13 protein-coding genes are annotated in these 14,708 nt (G+C 73.1%); 5 read left to right on the top strand and 8 right to left on the bottom strand.

Annotation, left to right across the window (positions count from 1 at the left end):
• Window positions 1–844 precede the first annotated feature (844 nt).
• The 3 genes from ACBI99_RS41695 to ACBI99_RS41705 are packed head-to-tail and all read right to left on the bottom strand — an operon-like array spanning window position 845 to window position 3,482.
• Window positions 845–2,116: a DUF6493 family protein gene (locus ACBI99_RS41695; protein WP_375074990.1), complete on the bottom strand. Its 1,272-nt coding sequence runs from the start codon at window positions 2,114–2,116 to the stop codon at window positions 845–847.
• Window positions 2,117–2,149: 33 nt separating this feature from the next.
• Window positions 2,150–2,944, bottom strand: coding sequence for an SDR family NAD(P)-dependent oxidoreductase (locus ACBI99_RS41700; RefSeq protein ID WP_219505361.1), 795 nt, complete (start codon window positions 2,942–2,944; stop codon window positions 2,150–2,152).
• Window positions 2,945–3,002: 58 nt separating this feature from the next.
• Window positions 3,003–3,482, bottom strand: a complete 480-nt coding sequence (locus tag ACBI99_RS41705) for a GNAT family N-acetyltransferase (RefSeq protein WP_375074991.1) — start codon at window positions 3,480–3,482, stop codon at window positions 3,003–3,005.
• Window positions 3,483–3,591: 109 nt separating this feature from the next.
• On the opposite strand from ACBI99_RS41705, the gene ACBI99_RS41710 reads away from it, so the two are divergent.
• The 3 genes from ACBI99_RS41710 to ACBI99_RS41720 all read left to right on the top strand — a co-directional run bounded on the left by ACBI99_RS41710 (window position 3,592) and on the right by ACBI99_RS41720 (window position 7,920).
• Entirely contained in the window at window positions 3,592–5,133 is a 1,542-nt protein-coding gene (locus tag ACBI99_RS41710) for a trypsin-like serine peptidase (RefSeq protein WP_375074992.1), read from the top strand.
• A 100-nt stretch (window positions 5,134–5,233) separates the two neighbouring features.
• Entirely contained in the window at window positions 5,234–6,868 is a 1,635-nt protein-coding gene (locus ACBI99_RS41715) for a hypothetical protein (RefSeq protein WP_357583841.1), read from the top strand.
• Window positions 6,865–7,920 (top strand): hypothetical protein, encoded by a 1,056-nt coding sequence (locus ACBI99_RS41720; RefSeq protein ID WP_375074993.1) that lies wholly within the window; start codon window positions 6,865–6,867, stop codon window positions 7,918–7,920. Before ACBI99_RS41715 ends, ACBI99_RS41720 begins: the two co-directional genes overlap by 4 nt.
• On the opposite strand, the gene ACBI99_RS41725 is transcribed toward ACBI99_RS41720, so the two are convergent.
• The 4 genes from ACBI99_RS41725 to ACBI99_RS41740 all read right to left on the bottom strand — a co-directional run bounded on the left by ACBI99_RS41725 (window position 7,900) and on the right by ACBI99_RS41740 (window position 12,330).
• On the bottom strand, window positions 7,900–9,279 hold the full coding sequence (locus ACBI99_RS41725; protein WP_375074994.1) for a glycoside hydrolase family 5 protein: 1,380 nt from the start codon (window positions 9,277–9,279) through the stop codon (window positions 7,900–7,902). The two genes, ACBI99_RS41720 and ACBI99_RS41725, sit on opposite strands and share 21 nt — an antisense overlap.
• A 2-nt stretch (window positions 9,280–9,281) precedes the next feature.
• On the bottom strand, window positions 9,282–10,100 hold the full coding sequence (locus ACBI99_RS41730; protein ID WP_219505373.1) for a carbohydrate ABC transporter permease: 819 nt from the start codon (window positions 10,098–10,100) through the stop codon (window positions 9,282–9,284).
• Window positions 10,097–10,978 (bottom strand): sugar ABC transporter permease, encoded by an 882-nt coding sequence (locus ACBI99_RS41735; RefSeq protein ID WP_357583835.1) that lies wholly within the window; start codon window positions 10,976–10,978, stop codon window positions 10,097–10,099. Before ACBI99_RS41735 ends, ACBI99_RS41730 begins: the two co-directional genes overlap by 4 nt.
• A gap of 77 nt (window positions 10,979–11,055) precedes the next feature.
• Entirely contained in the window at window positions 11,056–12,330 is a 1,275-nt protein-coding gene (locus tag ACBI99_RS41740; protein WP_357583833.1) for an extracellular solute-binding protein, read from the bottom strand.
• A 166-nt stretch (window positions 12,331–12,496) separates the two neighbouring features.
• Between ACBI99_RS41740 and ACBI99_RS41745 the strand changes: the two genes are divergently transcribed.
• Window positions 12,497–13,504, top strand: a complete 1,008-nt coding sequence (locus tag ACBI99_RS41745; protein ID WP_219505378.1) for a LacI family DNA-binding transcriptional regulator — start codon at window positions 12,497–12,499, stop codon at window positions 13,502–13,504.
• 35 nt (window positions 13,505–13,539) lie between these two features.
• On the top strand, window positions 13,540–14,049 hold the full coding sequence (locus tag ACBI99_RS41750; RefSeq protein ID WP_246644987.1) for a DUF6789 family protein: 510 nt from the start codon (window positions 13,540–13,542) through the stop codon (window positions 14,047–14,049).
• Between the two features lie 2 nt (window positions 14,050–14,051).
• On the opposite strand, the gene ACBI99_RS41755 is transcribed toward ACBI99_RS41750, so the two are convergent.
• On the bottom strand, window positions 14,052–14,690 hold the full coding sequence (locus ACBI99_RS41755) for a TetR/AcrR family transcriptional regulator (protein ID WP_219505380.1): 639 nt from the start codon (window positions 14,688–14,690) through the stop codon (window positions 14,052–14,054).
• Window positions 14,691–14,708 lie beyond the last annotated feature (18 nt).

Below are 14,708 nucleotides of genomic sequence, written 5' to 3' on the forward strand. Positions count from 1 at the left end.
CACCACCACCCCGTACCCCTGGCATCCCTGACCTCCACTGGCCCCGAGGAACCCCCCACGGAGGCCCCCCGAGGTCCCCGAGGTCCCCCGAGGCCCCCCGAGGTCCCCCGAGGCCAGGCCCCCCGAGGAACCCCCCGAGGAACCGCCCCCACCCGGGGCGGCCCCTCCACCCACCGCCGGCGGGAGGCCAAAGGCCGGCACAGCCGCCCATCCGCAGCCGTGCGGCGGGGTGCCCACCCACACGCCGGCCTCGCCACCGGCCCGCCTACCGTCCACCCCAATCCGGTCGCACCAGATCACCAAGTGAGGGGGCCCACGTGGGCCACCTTGCCGCCGCAAACGGCGGGGTCCGGCGCGGGCGGCCGGTCCGGGACCGGCTCCCCGCCGCAGCGGACGGCGGAGGCCCAATGAGGGCCTGGCCCTCCGTGGGATGGTCCCCGTGAGATGGCCCGCCCATGTGCGGCCTCCCCGTGTGCGGCCTCCCCGTGTGCGGCCTCCCCGTGTGCGGCGGGGCCCGTGGGACGGCACCCCTGGGCGGCCCCCGTGGGACGGTCCGCCCGTGGGACGGTCCGCCTGTGGGACGGTCCGCCCGTGAGATGGCCCGCCTGTGGGACGGTCCCTGTGGGACGGTCCGCCTGTGGGGCGGCCCGCCTGTGGGACGGTCCCTGTGGGACGGTCCGCCTGTGGGGCGGCCCGCCTGTGAGATGGCCCGCTGTGGGACGGGTCGCCGCTGCAAACGGTGGGGTGAGGGGCGGGCGGTCCTCGATGGGCCTGCTGGCACGGCCGATGGGCGGGTGGCCAGGGGGCGGCGCCCGTCGAAGTGGCTTGCCGGGGTGCGGGGAGGTCAGGCTCGGGTGAGGGCGGTGGTGAGGTGGGCGTGGAGGTCGTCGTCCAGGGGGGTGGCGGCTTGGCGCAGGGTGGCGGCGGTGGCCGGGGTGAGGCGGGCGGCGTGGCGGAGCAGCAGCCGGACGGCTCGTTCCTGGACGGAGCGCGTGGGGTGGCCGAAGGTGGGCGTCAGGGCCGGGGTGAGGGTGTCGGCCAGGGCGGGGGAGGCGCGCAGGACGGCGGCGAGCCAGGAGAGCCCGGCGCGGACGAGGCCGGTCTCGCGGCGGAACAGCAGCGCCTCCAGGGCTTCCGCCAGGTCGGCCGGGTCGAGGGCGGGCAGCCGCCGCAGGTGGGTCAGCGCCAGCTCGGCGACGGGGCCGGGCGCGGTCGGGAGGAGGCGCAGGTACGTGGTCGCGTGGGCGGCGATCTCGGCCTCGGTGGGCGCCAGGGATTCGTGGAGCCGGGTGAAGAAGCGCAGCTCGATCGCGTCGCCGCCGAGCAGGAAGCGGCGGCGGCAGCCGTCGAGCAGCAGGTCGCGGCTGATCACGCCCTCCCGGGCGAGGGTGTGCAGGGCGGTGAGCCAGGACAGCGGCCCGTGCTGCTGGTGGCGCAGCGCCAGGCCGACGCCCTGGGCGGTGAACAGGCGCGGCAGCAGGCCGGGCAGCAGCGGGTCGCCGCGCAGGCTGCTCAGCAGGGCGTCGCGTGACACGTACGCCACCACCAGCGGGTCGTGGTCGGGCGGGGTGACGCCGGTGGCGCGCAGCAGCGCCAGGACGAGGGGGAGGGTGCGGTCGGAGCCGCGCTCGCGCGGGCGGGGCGGCCGGATGCGGAGGGCGAGCCGCACGGCCACGTCGGCCTGCCACTCGGGCGGGCGGGCGGCGATCACCTCCAGGAGGGGGCCGTGGTCGGCGAACAGCGGGTAGCCGTCGAGGTCCCACAGGTCGAAGTCGCGCCGGGTGATCCAGGCGGCCGCGGCGGCGGGGCTGAGCACGCCGGCTCCCGCGATCCGCATCGGCTCGGCCCATTCCGGATGGTCGTCGATCTCGTGCTCATGGTCCCAGGGGCGCGGGAAGGTTGAGGCGAGGCGGCGTTCCTGCTCGCGGCGGGCGCGGCGGGCGGCGGCGACCTCGGCCGCGTGGGCGCGGGCGACCTGGACGTGGCCGGGCAGCTCGCGGGCGACGAGGCGGCGGCCGGCGGCGTCGAGGACGGTCACCGCGGCGACGGTGCCGGGGACGTCACCGGCGTCGATGAGGCGGCGCAGCTCGTCCCAGGGGGATTCCTGGCGTGTCATGACGCCGGAGCCTGGCAGAGCGCACCGACATTCCTACGGCAGGATCGAGTCCACGTACCCGCCGTCCACGCGGACGGCCGCGCCCGTGGTGGCGGAGGCGTACGGGGAGCTGAGGTAGACGACCAGGTTGGCGATCTCCTCGGGCTCGATGAGGCGTTGCAGCAGCGACTGGGGCCGGTGTTCGCGCATGAACGCCCGCTGCGCCTCCTCCCACGGCAGGTCGCGGTCGACGAGCTGGTAGACGAAGTCCTCGACGCCGCCCGTGTGGGTGGGCCCGGCGATCACCGAGTTGACGGTGACGCCGCTGCCCGCCGCCTCCTTGGCGAAGCCGCGCGACACCGCGAGCAGCGCGGTCTTGGTCATGCCGTAGTGGATCATCTCGGCGGGGATGACGACGGCGGAGTCGCTGGCGATGTACTGGATGCGGCCCCAGGACCGTTCCCGCATGCCGGGCAGGTAGGCGCGCGTCAGGCGGACCGCGGCGAGCACGTTCACCTCGAAGTAGCGGCGCCATTCGGCGTCGGTGATGTCGAGCGCCGGCTGGGCGCCGAAGATGCCCAGGTTGTTGACCAGGATGTCCACGGCGGGCAGGTCCTCCAGCACCCGGGCTGCGCCCTCGTCGGTGGCCAGGTCGCCGGGGGCGGCCAGCAGGACGGCGCCGGGGTGCGCGGCGCGGATGCGGTCGAGCGCGGACGCGACGGACGCCTCACCGCGGCCGTTGACCGCGACCGTGGCCCCGGCGGTGGCCAGGCCGGTGGCGATGGCGGCGCCGATGCCCTGGGTGGAGCCGGTGACCAGCGCGGTCTTGCCGGTGAGGTCGATGCGCATGTGTTCCCCCCTGATCGCGTTGCCCTGCCATTGTCGGTGACGGGCGGGCGGTTGCCGGTCAGGCGGGGCCGCGCCGCCAGAGGCGTTCGCCGTCGTCGAAGCGGCCGGTGGGGGTCAGGCCGGCGCGGCGGGCCACGGCGGCGGAGGCGGCGTGGTCGGGGTGGATGTGCGCTTCGACGGTGGTGACGCCGTGCTCGTCGAGCCAGGCGACCAGGGCGCGGGCGGCCTCGGTGGCGTAGCCGTGGCCCTGCTGTCGTTCGCCGACGACCCAGGCGATCTCGGCCCGCCGTCCCTCGTGGGTGATCGTCGCCTGGACGTAGCCGACGGCCTCGCCGGCGACCCTGATGATCCAGTTGTGCCACCGCTGGCCGGGCGGGCCGCCGGTGACCTGGCGGGCGTAGCGGGTGCGGAGCTCGTCCAGGGTGGGGGCGGTGCCGCCGGTGAAGGCGTAGAGGTCGCCGGCGAGCACGCCGACCATCTCGTCGGCGTCGGCGACCGTCAGGGGGACGAGCGTGACTCGGCCCGTAATTTCCGTCATATCCAGCCATTTTGCCGGTACGGCGGTGGCAGCGCGCGGCTCACTGATTGTGCGGCAACGGTGACTTAGTGTGCTGAGGGGGATTTGATCTCGATGCTCAGGGGGACCGATGTCACGCCGAAGGACCCTGCTCGCGCTCGCCGTCGCCGGCACGGCCTGGACAGTGCCGCTGGGGCCGGCCGCGCCGCCCGCGCACGCGGCGCCGGAGCCCGTGCCGCCGGCCGACGCGTCGCCGGTGATGGACCCGGCACGCGCGGTGGACTACTGGACGGCCAGGAAGCAGTCCAAGGCCGACGCCGCCGAGCTGCCGGAGGCCATGGTGCTGCCGGCCGGGAAACGGCGCGGGCGCACGGGCGACCGCCCGGCGGCAAGGCCGGGCGAACGGCCAGGCGAACGCTCGGAGGAGCGCTCGGCAGAGCGAGGGGAGCGGCCAGGGGAGCGGCCAGGAGGGCGGCCGGTGGAAGGGCCCGGGGAGCAGCCGGGGCCCAGGCCGGCCGTGCTGGGGAGCGAGGGCCGGCCGGTGAGCGTGCCGGTGGCCGAGCGGCTCACCCCGGGCGCCGACGCCAACGGCTACGGCCGCATGCGCAGGCCCTACACCAGGGCCGCCAACAGCCGCGCCACCGGTCGCCTGTTCTTCCTGGACGCCGACGGCACCCGCCGCTCGTGCAGCGGCGCCGTGGTCAACTCGGGGAGCAGGCTCCTGCTGGCCACCGCCGCGCACTGCGTGTACGGGGTGTCCAAGCGCGACAACCGCGGCCGGTGGTCGTCGAACCTGGCGTTCGTGCCCGCGTACGACGGCCATGCCAAGGCGTCGGCCGATCGCGCGCCCTACGGGGTGTGGGGCGCGCGGCGGGTGTGGAAGCCGCGCGCCTTCACCGGCGAGGGCCACTGGGACTGGGACTCGATCTACGACCTGGCGCTGGTCGAGGTCGGGCGGCGGGGTGACCGGACGCTGCAGGGCACGGTCGGCGCGTACACGCCGCTGCGCAACGAGGGCGGCCGGTTCACCGTCACCACGCTCGGCTACCCGAGCGACGAGCCGTACGACGGCACCCGGCAGCTGTGGTGCCTGGGCCGGACGCAGCCCTGGTCCGGGTACGCGCGCCCGGACCGCAGGGTGACGGGCCGCCTCTACACGGACAACTGTCACCTGTTCGGCGGCAACAGCGGCGGCCCGTGGCTCGACCGGGACACCGGCCTGCTGCTGGGCGTGCTGTCGTCGGGCGCGGCGGACGAGTCCACGGCCGGTTACGCGGTCGCCAACCCGTTCGGCCGGGCCAGCTACGGCGCGCTGGTGCGTGACGCGGACCCGCACGGCGTCTACGACGCGCTGTCGGTCAAGGGGTCGGTCTCGGGCGCCAGGGTGAGCGCGGTCGTGACGATGCGCGGGCTGGTGGCGGCGAGCGTGCCGGTGACCTTCGAGCTGCCGCACGGCGTGAGCCTGGCGCCGGGGTCGCGCTGCCGGGCGAGCGGGCGGCAGGTGACGTGCCCGGCGGGCGTGGTGCGGCCCGGCGACCCGGTCACGGTGTCGTTCCCGGTCCGCGGCGTCGCCGGGGAGCGGGCCTCGTACCGGGTGCGGGTGCCGGTCTCCCACCTGGACCCGGAGCGGGGCGACAACACGCACGTGTTCGGGCCGAGCGCGCGCAGGTAAAGGCGCACGGCGGCGATGGCAAAGGATGGCGTGTCGGCCGGGCGGGCGCTCCGCCCGTGCTGGCAGGGTCGACGGCGCCGCGACGAGCTGGGAGGGCCAGATGCGACGTGCCGGGGATGGGGAGCAGTTCGACCGGCTGCTCTCCGCTGCGAGGGCCTACTGGGGCAGGCGCCCCGCCGGGCCGGGAACGTGCGTGGTCGCGGAGGCCATGCACCAGGACATCCGCGTGATCGTCCGCAACCTGCTGTTGGCGAACGCGCTGTGCGATCTGACCGCCGCCCGGCTGGTCGTGCTGGTGGGCACCGACCGTGACTGGACCCGGGCGCTGTGGGACGACTACGACGTCGAGCGGGTGCGGCGGCTGGCCGAGGCGTTCGGCGCGGCCGAGGTCGTCGACGTGCACGAGCTGGCCGACCGGCGGCTCGCCGACGAGGGTGACGCGCCCGCCGAGGGCGTCGACGCGGCGGCGCTGGACGTCGTGGAGAAGGCGACGCTGATCCGGCTGAACCTGGTGCCCCGGCTGCCGCACGCGGAGGACGAGCAGCACCGCGCTCGCCGGGCCCGCGCCCGCGCCTTCTCCGCCGTGTACGACCGGCTGTTCGCCGAGCTCGCGCCCGCCGCGCTGGTCACCAGCCACGTGGACTATGACCAGTGGGGGCTCGCGGTCGAGACCGCGATGCGCCGCGACGTCCCGGTGGTGCACGCTCAGAGCACCGGGTCGCTGAAGGCGTACGCGCTCTTCCCGGGTGAGGCGCGCGGCCCGGGCGGCTTCCGTGAGGAGCTGACCCGCAGGATCGCCGCCTACTTCGACGAGCACGTGTGGGCGAACCGGGAGCTGATCAGGCCGGGCGCGGAGCTGGTGGCCTGGCGGGCGAAGGGCAACCTGGGCAGGCCGAGCTGGTGGCGGGCGGGCAACGTGAGCTCGTTCGAGGTCCGTACGGAGACCGAGCGCCGCCAGCTCCGGCGGCACGCCTGCGACCGGCTCGGCATCGAGCCGGACCGGCCGATCTTCACCGTGTTCAACCACGCCGTGTCCGACGCGGTGGGGGCGAACCGGGAGGTGTTCGGCGACCTGGCCGAGTGGTTCGAGGAGACCGCCGAGTTCGCGGCGGCGGAGGAGTCGGTGAGCTGGCTGTTCCTGGACCATCCGAGCCAGGAGCGCTACGACGTCACGGGGCACTTCGGGTCCGTCGCGGCCCGTTACGCGGGGCGGTCGCATCTGGCGTTCGCGCCCAGCCTCGACCTGTCGAAGAACATGCTGTGGAGCCTGACGGACGCCGGGGTCACCGTGCGCGGCAGCGTCTCCAGCGAGCTGCCCGCGTTCGGCATCCCCGTCATCCAGGCCGGCTGGTCGGAGTGGAGCGGCTGCGGCCTGTCGAACGTGGCCGAGACGCGGGCCGACTACTGGCGGCTGCTGGCCGACGCCGTCGCCCGGCACGCCAAGGGCGAGTCGACGCTCGGCCCGGAGCAGCGTGAGCGGGCCCGGCTGTGGCTGTGGCTCTACCGGTGCGGCGCCGACGTGTCCTCGCCGCTGCTGCCGCACTGGGAGCTGGGCGACGGCGAGGAGTATCTGCGGGCGCTGTCCGTCAGCATGCGGCACGTGGAGCGCGACGGCGATCCGCTGCACTGCGCGGTGCGCCGCATGTGGGAGCGGCGCGAGCCGCTGCTGAGCCGGTTCGACTTCCGGGACCAAGCGGGGCTGGCCGCGGCCCTGACCGCATCGAGGAGCGCATGATGAGCACGACAACGCTGACCGGGGCCGCCACGACGCTCGACGAGGAGATCGTCCCGCTGTCGCCGCCGGTCGAGGTGTTCAGCGGGCGGGCGGCGGCGTTGCAGGTGACCGACCAGTTGCATCGCGGCGAGCAGATCGTGGGCCGGTTCGAGCGGTCCGGGCTGGCCGGGTTCAAGGTGGCGGCGCGGGGCAGGCGGCTGCGGGTCAAGGTGTCGCTGGCGGTGGACGCCACGTCGATGCCGGGCTGGCATCTGCCGGACGCGCAGGGCAGGGCGGCGACGCGGCCCCGGCTCATCCAGGTGCGCTCGCAGGGGCGGCTGCGCCAGTGCGTGCTGCTCAAGGGCGGCAACGGCATCCGCAGCGCGCAGGCGGCCTTCGACCTGCTGCCCGAGGAGGTGCCCGACGACGGGCTGGTGTGCGTGGAGGCACTCGACATCGCCGAGGGCGGCGGCGTGGACGCCGGGGTGCGCGCGGCCGTGGCGGACGCGATCATGGAGTGCGGCACCGCCGGGCTGCGCATCGACGGCGTCGCGTTCGAGGAGGGCCGCGACGACGGCGAGCCCGGCGGCGGCGAGACGCTCGACGGAGCCCGCTGCGAGATCCTGTCGCTGATCAGCTCGGGCGGGCTGGCCAACCCGAACCGGCGCGGCCCCCGTACGGTGCGTACCGGGATGTTCGTCGTGAACCCGGTCCCGCCCGGCATGTTCGGCTCGGGCGGGCGGCTGACGATCCGGCTCGGCAGCCGGGCCGACACCACCCTGCGCCCCGCCACCGCCCGCGACCGCGCGCTGATGCGCCGGGCGGTGCGGCGGGCGGGCGGCGAGGCCAGGCGGCTGCGTCACGCCGCCCGCGAGGTGCTGTGCTCGGCGGCGCCTTCCGTGACCGGCGTCATGAGCGTCCAGGACGGCGCCCTGCCGATGCCGACCAGGATCACGACCGGCAACACGCTGGAGCTCGACCTGCCGGCCCCGGTCACCTCGCCCGTGCTCGTCTTCGTCGACCCGGGTGAGTGCGCGCTGCCGACCCTGGTCTCAGCGACCTGGACTCCCTGACAGGCTCTGGGCCAGCAGGTCGAGCAGCGGCTGCCGGCGCACGCAGCGCTCCAGCGCGAACGAGTCGGCCAGCGCCGCCAGCTCGTCGTCGCCGAGGCCCCTGAACAGCTCGGCGTACTCGGGCAGCATGGCCTGGGCGATGAGGATGTGCCTGACGAGGTCGTCGGTCTGGTAGCGGGCGCCCCACGGGTAGGGCGCCCAGCCGGGGAACTCGGCGTCCACCAGGGCGTGCAGCGGCCCGACGACGTCCGCCGACTCCTCCATGGTCGAGCCCCACCGGTCCGCGCCCAGCCGCGCCTTCTTGGCGATGAACGGCCCGAACCTCTCCAGGTACGGCCCGGACGCGCTGACCAGCCCCTGCAACCCCACGTCCTTGTACGTCCACAGCGCCCAGCCGGCCTCGTGCCGATCGTAGATCTCCAGCTGGTCGCGCAGGATCTGGTAGCGCTCGTGGTCACGCTCCGGATCGCCCGTGTAGACGGGCCCGAACTCGCCCACCCACAGCGGCGTCCCCGTCTCCCGCTGGAAGCGCGAGCGCCGCTCGAACGTCCGCTCCAGCTCGCGCCGGTCACACCACTCCCCGCGCGTGTAGCCCGGGTAGCCGCCGCCGTGCGCGAACCCGGCCAGCGCGTAGTCGTGGCAGACGAACACCGTGTTCTCGTACACCTCCCGGAAGATCGAGAAGTCCGTCGAGTACGTGTTGCCGTCCAGGAAGAGCACGTGCCCGGGGTCGGCCGCGCGCACGGCCTTGACCAGCCGGTCGTAGAACGGGCCGACGACCTTGCCGGTCGGGTCGCCGGGCTCGTTGACCGGGTTGTACCCGGCCACCCAGGGATGGTCGCGGTAGTGGTCGGCGATGGCCTCCCACAGGTTGACCGCCCGGTCCTGGAAGTGCCGGTGCCGCCAGAACGCGGCGACGTGGGTGGCGTTGTCGGAGTGCCAGTGCTGGTTCTGCGAGCCCGGCAGCGCGTGCAGGTCGATCACGCTGTAGACGCCGCGCTCGCCGAGCAGGTCGATGACCCGGTCGAGGTGGCGGAACCCGTCCTCGATGATCTCGAACGGCCGCTCGTCCGACTCGAAGTGGCGATAGTTGACCGGGATGCGCACGCAGTTCATGCCCAGCCCGGCCAGCAGGTCGGCGTCCCGTTCGGTGAAGAACGAGGTGAGCAGCCGGTCGAAGAAGAACGCGGCCCGGTCCTCGCCCAGCACCTGCCTGACCGAGGCGCGCATCGACGACTCGTCGGCCGGGTAGCCGGTGATGAAGTTCTCCATGTTCATCCAGCCGCCCAGCCCGACGCCGCGCAGCCGTACGGGCTGGTTCTCGGCCGTGAGGAGCCGCGTTCCGGAGACGTGCAGCATGGTCAGCCTTTCGTAGCTCCTGCGGTGAGACCGCCGATGAGGTGGCGCTCGGCGACGGCGTAGAAGCCGAGCGCGGGCACCATGGCGAGCACCAGGTAGGCGAGGATGCGTGAGGTGTCGGAGCTGTACTGGCCCTGGAACTGCTGGATGCCGAGGGGCAGCGTCCAGCTCGCCTCGTCGCTGAAGACGACCAGCGGCAGCATGAAGTTGTTCCAGCTCCCGACGATGGCCAGCACCGACACGGTGGCGAGCGCGGGCCGGGCCATCGGCAGCAGGATGCGCCAGAAGAAGGCGAACGGGCCGCAGCCGTCGAGCGTGGCCGCCTCCTCGATCTCGCCCGGGATGCTCCGGAAGAAGCCGCGCAGGATGATGATCGTCAGCGGCAGCCCGAACGCCGCCTGCACGAGGATCACGCCCCACGCGTTGTCGACCAGGCCGAGCGTGCGCAGCATGACGAAGATCGGCAGGATGGCGACCGCGAACGGGAACATCAGCCCGGCCGTGAAGACCGTGAACAGCAGCTCCCTGCCCCGGAAGGCGAAGCGGGCGAACACGTACGCGGCCATGGCCGACAGCGACACCGTGACGATCGTGGTGAGCACCGCGATGAACGTGCTGTTCCACATCTGGCGCCAGAACGAGCCCGCGGCCAGCACCTCGGTGTAGTTGCCGGTCTCCCACGGGCTGGGCAGGCCGAACGGGTTGGTCGAGAGCTGGCTGGTGTCCTTGAAGCCGCCGAGGACCGCGTACACGATCGGGATGAGGATGAACGCGCCGACGATCCAGGCGATCGCGTGCAGGGGCAGGGTGGGTCGCTTCAACGGGTGTCTCCCATGGCGGTGGTCGCGCCCTCCAGGTCGCGGCGCATCACGAACCGCTGATAACCCAGGGCGAAGACGAGGCTGAGCACGAACATCACCACGCTGATCGCGCTGGCGTAACCCACCTGGGAGCGGCCGAAGCCGATGTCGAACATGGTGACGGCGAGCGTCTCGGTCGAGTGCGCCGGGCCGCCCTCGGTGAGGATCCAGACCAGGTCGAACAGCTGGATGGTGTAGATGACCGACAGGAACACGCTGATCCGGATCGTCGGCCCGAGCAGCGGCAGCGTGACGTGCCGGAAGACCTCCCAGCCGGTCGCGCCGTCGATCCTGGCGGCCTCCAGCAGCTCGTTCGGGATGTTCTGCCGGCCCGCCAGGTAGATCATCATGTGGAAGCCGAAGTACTTCCAGGTCATCACGACGAACAGCGACATGAGCGCGGTGTCCTGGTCCGCCAGGAACTCCGACTCCAGCCCGACCAGCCCGAGAATCCCGTTGGCCAGCCCGGAGGTGGGCGACAGGATCAGCGAGAACAGCACGCCGGTGATGACCTCGGACAGCACGTACGGCGAGAAGAACACCAGCCGGTAGATCGCCCGGCCGCGGATGCGCTGGTTGAGCAGCATGGCGATGCCCAGCGCCATCGGGAGCTGGACCACCAGGCAGAGCAGCACCAGGACCAGCAGGTGCCACATGTCGGTGAAGAAGATCTCGGACTCGAGCAGCCGGGTGAAGTTGTCGAAGCCGATGAAGTCGGTGGGAAGCCCGCCGAACCCGTTCCACTTGAAGCCGCTGGCGTAGACGGCCACCACGATCGGGGCCACGACCAGCAGCAGGAAGAGGGCGAGAGCCGGCAGGACGAACAGGGTGATCGCCACCCAGCTCCGCCGTCTGCCCCGGTTCGGGCGGGCGTGGGCCGGAAGCCGCCTGGCCTCCGGCCTACGGGTGATCGTCGTCATTCGCTCTTGGCCACTTCGGTGATGTCCTGGGCCACCTGCTCCGGGGTCTTGGCGCCGGCCAGCAGCTCGGCGACGCTGTCGTTGACCTCGGCGCCGACGGCGGGCGGGTAGGCCTGGTCGAGGTAGAGCTGAAAGCCCGTCGCGGTCGCCAGGGAGTCGGCCACGATCTTGAGGTTGGCGTCCTTGACCGCGCTCTCCTCGCCCTTGAGCACGGGGAGCACCGCGTTCTCCGCGACGGCCTTGGTGTGGTTCTCCTCGCTGGTGAGGAACTTCAGCAGCTCGATCGCCTCCGGCGGCGCGTCGGCGCCCACGGCCATGCCGCCACCGCCGCCGAACGCCTCGGTGATGGCGCCCTGGCCGCCCTCGACCGCCGGGAACGGGAAGAAGCCCAGGTCCTCGCCGAGGCCCTTGCCGGCGTCGATCTGCACGTTCGGGGCCCACTGGCCCATCAGCTCCATCGCGGCCTTGCCGTTGGAGACGGTGGCCGCCTGGCCGTCGGGGGTGGAGTAGGCGGCGCCGAGGAAGCCCTTCTGGAACGGCTGCAGGTCGGCCAGCGCCTTGAGCTGCTGCCCGGCCTGGACGAACGCGGGCTTGGTGAAGTCGTGGTCCACCGCCGCCTGCTGGAGCGCGGGCAGCCCGCCGATGCGCATGGCCAGGTAGGCCCAGTAGTAGTGGCCCGGCCACTTCTCCTTGCCGGCCAGGGCGATCGGCGTGATGCCGGCGGCCTTGAGCTTGCTGACCGCGTCGAGGTAGCCGGACCAGGTGGTCGGCGGCTCGGCGATGCCGGCCTTCTCGAAGAGCTTCTTGTTGTACCAGAAGCCGACCATGCCGATGTCGGTCGGCAGCGCGTACGTCTTGCCGTCGAACTGGTAGGCGGCCAGGGCGGCGGTGGTGAAGGTGTCGATGACCGGGGCCACGTCGGCGGAGATGTCCTTGACCAGGCCGGCGTCGACCTGCTGCTTGAGCACGCCGCCGCCCCAGGTGGCGAACAGGTCGGGCGCCTTGCCCGACTGGGTGAGCGTGGTGACCTTTGACTTGTACGCCTCGTTCTCCAGCACCGTCATCTTGATGGTGACGTTGGGATTGGCGGCCTGGAACTCCTTGGCGCGCTTCTCGTACACGGTTTTGAGCGGGTCGGACGTGGACAGGTGCCACCATTCCAGCGTGACCTTCTGCGGCGCGCCGGATTCGGACCCGGGCTGCGGCGCCTCGCCGCCTCCGCAACCCGCGACGAGCACGGCTGCCGCGATCAAGGTGACCGTTCGTTTCATTTCAGGGGCGCCCTTCATTTGCCAACGAAAATTTCGTGAACCCCCCGATAATTTCGATGTCCGGAGCATAGGTAAACGCTGCGTTACGCGTCAATAGGTGTCATGGGAGCGATCCCACTACCCTCGTCACCCCGGATTCCGAAAGTTTCGGCTAAACTTCTGATCTATGTCTGCGAAGAGGCGGGTGACGATCGCCCTGATAGCCGAGGAGGCCGGGGTGTCGATCCCCACGGTGTCCAAGGTCATCAACGGTCGTCCCGAGGTCGCGCCGGCGACCCGGCACCGCGTCGAACGGCTTCTCCACAAGCACGGCTACCAGCGGCGCATCAGCCAGGACGACACCCCGGCCGGGCTCGTCGACCTGGTCTTCGCCGAGGTGGAGTCGCCCTGGGCGATGGAGATCGTGCGCGGCGCCGAGTCCGCCGCCCACGAGGCCGGGGCCAGCGTCGTCATCTCGGTCCTGCACACCCACGCCGGTCCCGGCCGCGACTGGCTCGACCGGCTCGCCGGACGGCGCACCGACGGCGTGGTGATCGTCGCCTCCCGCCTGTCGGCCGGCGTCCAGGACCAGCTCGCCGCCCGCTCGCTGCCGTTCGTCGTGGTCGACCCCGACGGCGAGCCCGCGCCCGGCGTCGTGTCCGTCGGCGCCACCAACTGGAACGGCGGCCTGGCCGCCACCCGCCACCTGCTGGAGCTCGGCCACCGCCGCATCGGCATGATCAGCGGGCCCGCCGACATGCTCTGCAGCCAGGCCAGGATCGACGGCTACCGCGCCGCCCTGGAGACCGCCGGGGTGCCGCTCGCGCCCGAGCTCATCCGCCGCGGCACCTTCCTCGTCGACTCCGGCCACGACCAGGGCCACGCGCTGCTCGCGCTCGACGAGCCGCCCACGGCCATCTTCGCCGGCTCCGACCTGATGGCGTTCGGCGTCTTCGAGGCCGCCCGCCAGCGCGGCCTGCGCGTCCCGCAGGACCTCAGCGTCGTCGGCTTCGACGACCTGCCGCTGTCGGAGTCCGCCTGGCCGCCGCTGACCACCGTGCGCCAGCCGCTGCAGGAGATGGCCGCGCTGGCCACCCGCACCGTCCTGGCCATGCGGCGCGGCGAGTCGCCCGAGGCCCGGCGCGTCGAGCTCGCCACCGAGTTGATCGTCCGCGAGAGCACTGCCGCCGTCTAGCGTTTCGGCGCCGGGGCGCGGGGCAGCCGCAGGGCATGATGCGTGACCTCGTCAACGGCGCCGTGAGCGGCACGCTGGCCACCGTCGCCATGAGTGGCGTCATGGTGGCCGGCGAGAAGGCCGGGCTGATGCGCGGCCAGCCGCCCAAGCACATCGCCCGCGGCCTGCTGCCCGGCAGCAAGCACCGCCGCAAGCCCGGCGAGGGAGTTCTCGGCGCGCTGGCCCACCTCGGCTTCGGCGCGGGCGCGGGCGCCGCCTTCGCGCTGCTGACCCGCGGCCGGACCCGCCGCGCCCCGCTCGCCGTCGGCTACGCGCTGACGATCTGGGTCGTCAGCTACTCCGGCTGGGCGCCGCGCCTGAGCCAGCTCCCGCCCATCGGGCGCGACGCCCCCGGGCGTCCCGCCGTGATGGCCGCCGGGCACGTCGTGTACGGGACCACGCTCGCCTTCCTGCTGAACCGCCTGGCCGTCCGCGACGCCGACCCGGCCAGCGTCCCCCAGGCTGCGGCCCCGCCCGTGCCCGTCGCCGGGCTGCTGGGCCTCTGATCTCAGCGGGCGGTGGCCGGGCTCAGCAGTTCGCGGGCCAGCGCCTCGCCCCACCACTGCTCGATCCGGCCGGGTGACCAGGAACGCTCGACGTGGAGCGTCGTGTAGACGTCGATGTTGCACAGGGCGGCGTAGATGTCGACGGCGGTGGCGACGTCCAGGCCGGGCCGGAGCGTGCCGTCCGGCCACGAGGCGAACACCTGCGTGCGCAGCTCGCCGACCTGCCGCCGGCCCTGGAGGTAGAAGTCCGCGATCTCGGGCTCGGTGCGGCCCGCCTCACGTATCAGCGTGATGAGGTCGCCCGCCCGCTCGAACAGCCGCCGGTCGTAGCCGGCCATCGCCGCCAGGTGCCGCCGGGGGTCGCCGGTGGCCTCCAGCTCCTCGATCGCCTGGGGCAGGTCCGCGGCCAGGTCCGCGGCGTCGGCCAGCGCCCGGACCAGCCCCGCCTTGTTCTGGTACGCCGCGTAGACGGTCGGGACGGAGACCCCTGCCTCCCGGGCGACGTCGCGCACGGTGGTCGCGGCCCATCCCTGTGACAGGAACAGCCTCCGTGCGGCCTCGGCGATCTCCGCCCGCGTCTGATGGGCCTGCGCCACGCGGCGCAGCGAGGTGTAGCGGCGCCGCCCGGTCTCGTTCTCCATGATTGCGTCCAGACTTTC

The organism is Nonomuraea sp. ATR24 (assembly GCF_041950485.1).
Taxonomy (GTDB): domain Bacteria; phylum Actinomycetota; class Actinomycetes; order Streptosporangiales; family Streptosporangiaceae; genus Nonomuraea; species Nonomuraea ceibae.

What these genes read in the sequence shown, in the direction of transcription:
- ACBI99_RS41695 (WP_375074990.1), bottom strand. Translation starts at nt 2,116, where the DNA reads ATGACACGCCAGGAATCCCCCTGGGACGAGCTGCGCCGCCTCATCGAC.
- ACBI99_RS41700 (WP_219505361.1), bottom strand. Translation starts at nt 2,944, where the DNA reads ATGCGCATCGACCTCACCGGCAAGACCGCGCTGGTCACCGGCTCCACC.
- ACBI99_RS41705 (WP_375074991.1), bottom strand. Translation starts at nt 3,482, where the DNA reads ATGACGGAAATTACGGGCCGAGTCACGCTCGTCCCCCTGACGGTCGCC.
- ACBI99_RS41710 (WP_375074992.1), top strand. Translation starts at nt 3,592, where the DNA reads ATGTCACGCCGAAGGACCCTGCTCGCGCTCGCCGTCGCCGGCACGGCC.
- ACBI99_RS41715 (WP_357583841.1), top strand. Translation starts at nt 5,234, where the DNA reads ATGCGACGTGCCGGGGATGGGGAGCAGTTCGACCGGCTGCTCTCCGCT.
- ACBI99_RS41720 (WP_375074993.1), top strand. Translation starts at nt 6,865, where the DNA reads ATGATGAGCACGACAACGCTGACCGGGGCCGCCACGACGCTCGACGAG.
- ACBI99_RS41725 (WP_375074994.1), bottom strand. Translation starts at nt 9,279, where the DNA reads ATGCTGCACGTCTCCGGAACGCGGCTCCTCACGGCCGAGAACCAGCCC.
- ACBI99_RS41740 (WP_357583833.1), bottom strand. Translation starts at nt 12,330, where the DNA reads ATGAAACGAACGGTCACCTTGATCGCGGCAGCCGTGCTCGTCGCGGGT.
- ACBI99_RS41745 (WP_219505378.1), top strand. Translation starts at nt 12,497, where the DNA reads ATGTCTGCGAAGAGGCGGGTGACGATCGCCCTGATAGCCGAGGAGGCC.
- ACBI99_RS41750 (WP_246644987.1), top strand. Translation starts at nt 13,540, where the DNA reads ATGATGCGTGACCTCGTCAACGGCGCCGTGAGCGGCACGCTGGCCACC.
- ACBI99_RS41755 (WP_219505380.1), bottom strand. Translation starts at nt 14,690, where the DNA reads ATGGAGAACGAGACCGGGCGGCGCCGCTACACCTCGCTGCGCCGCGTG.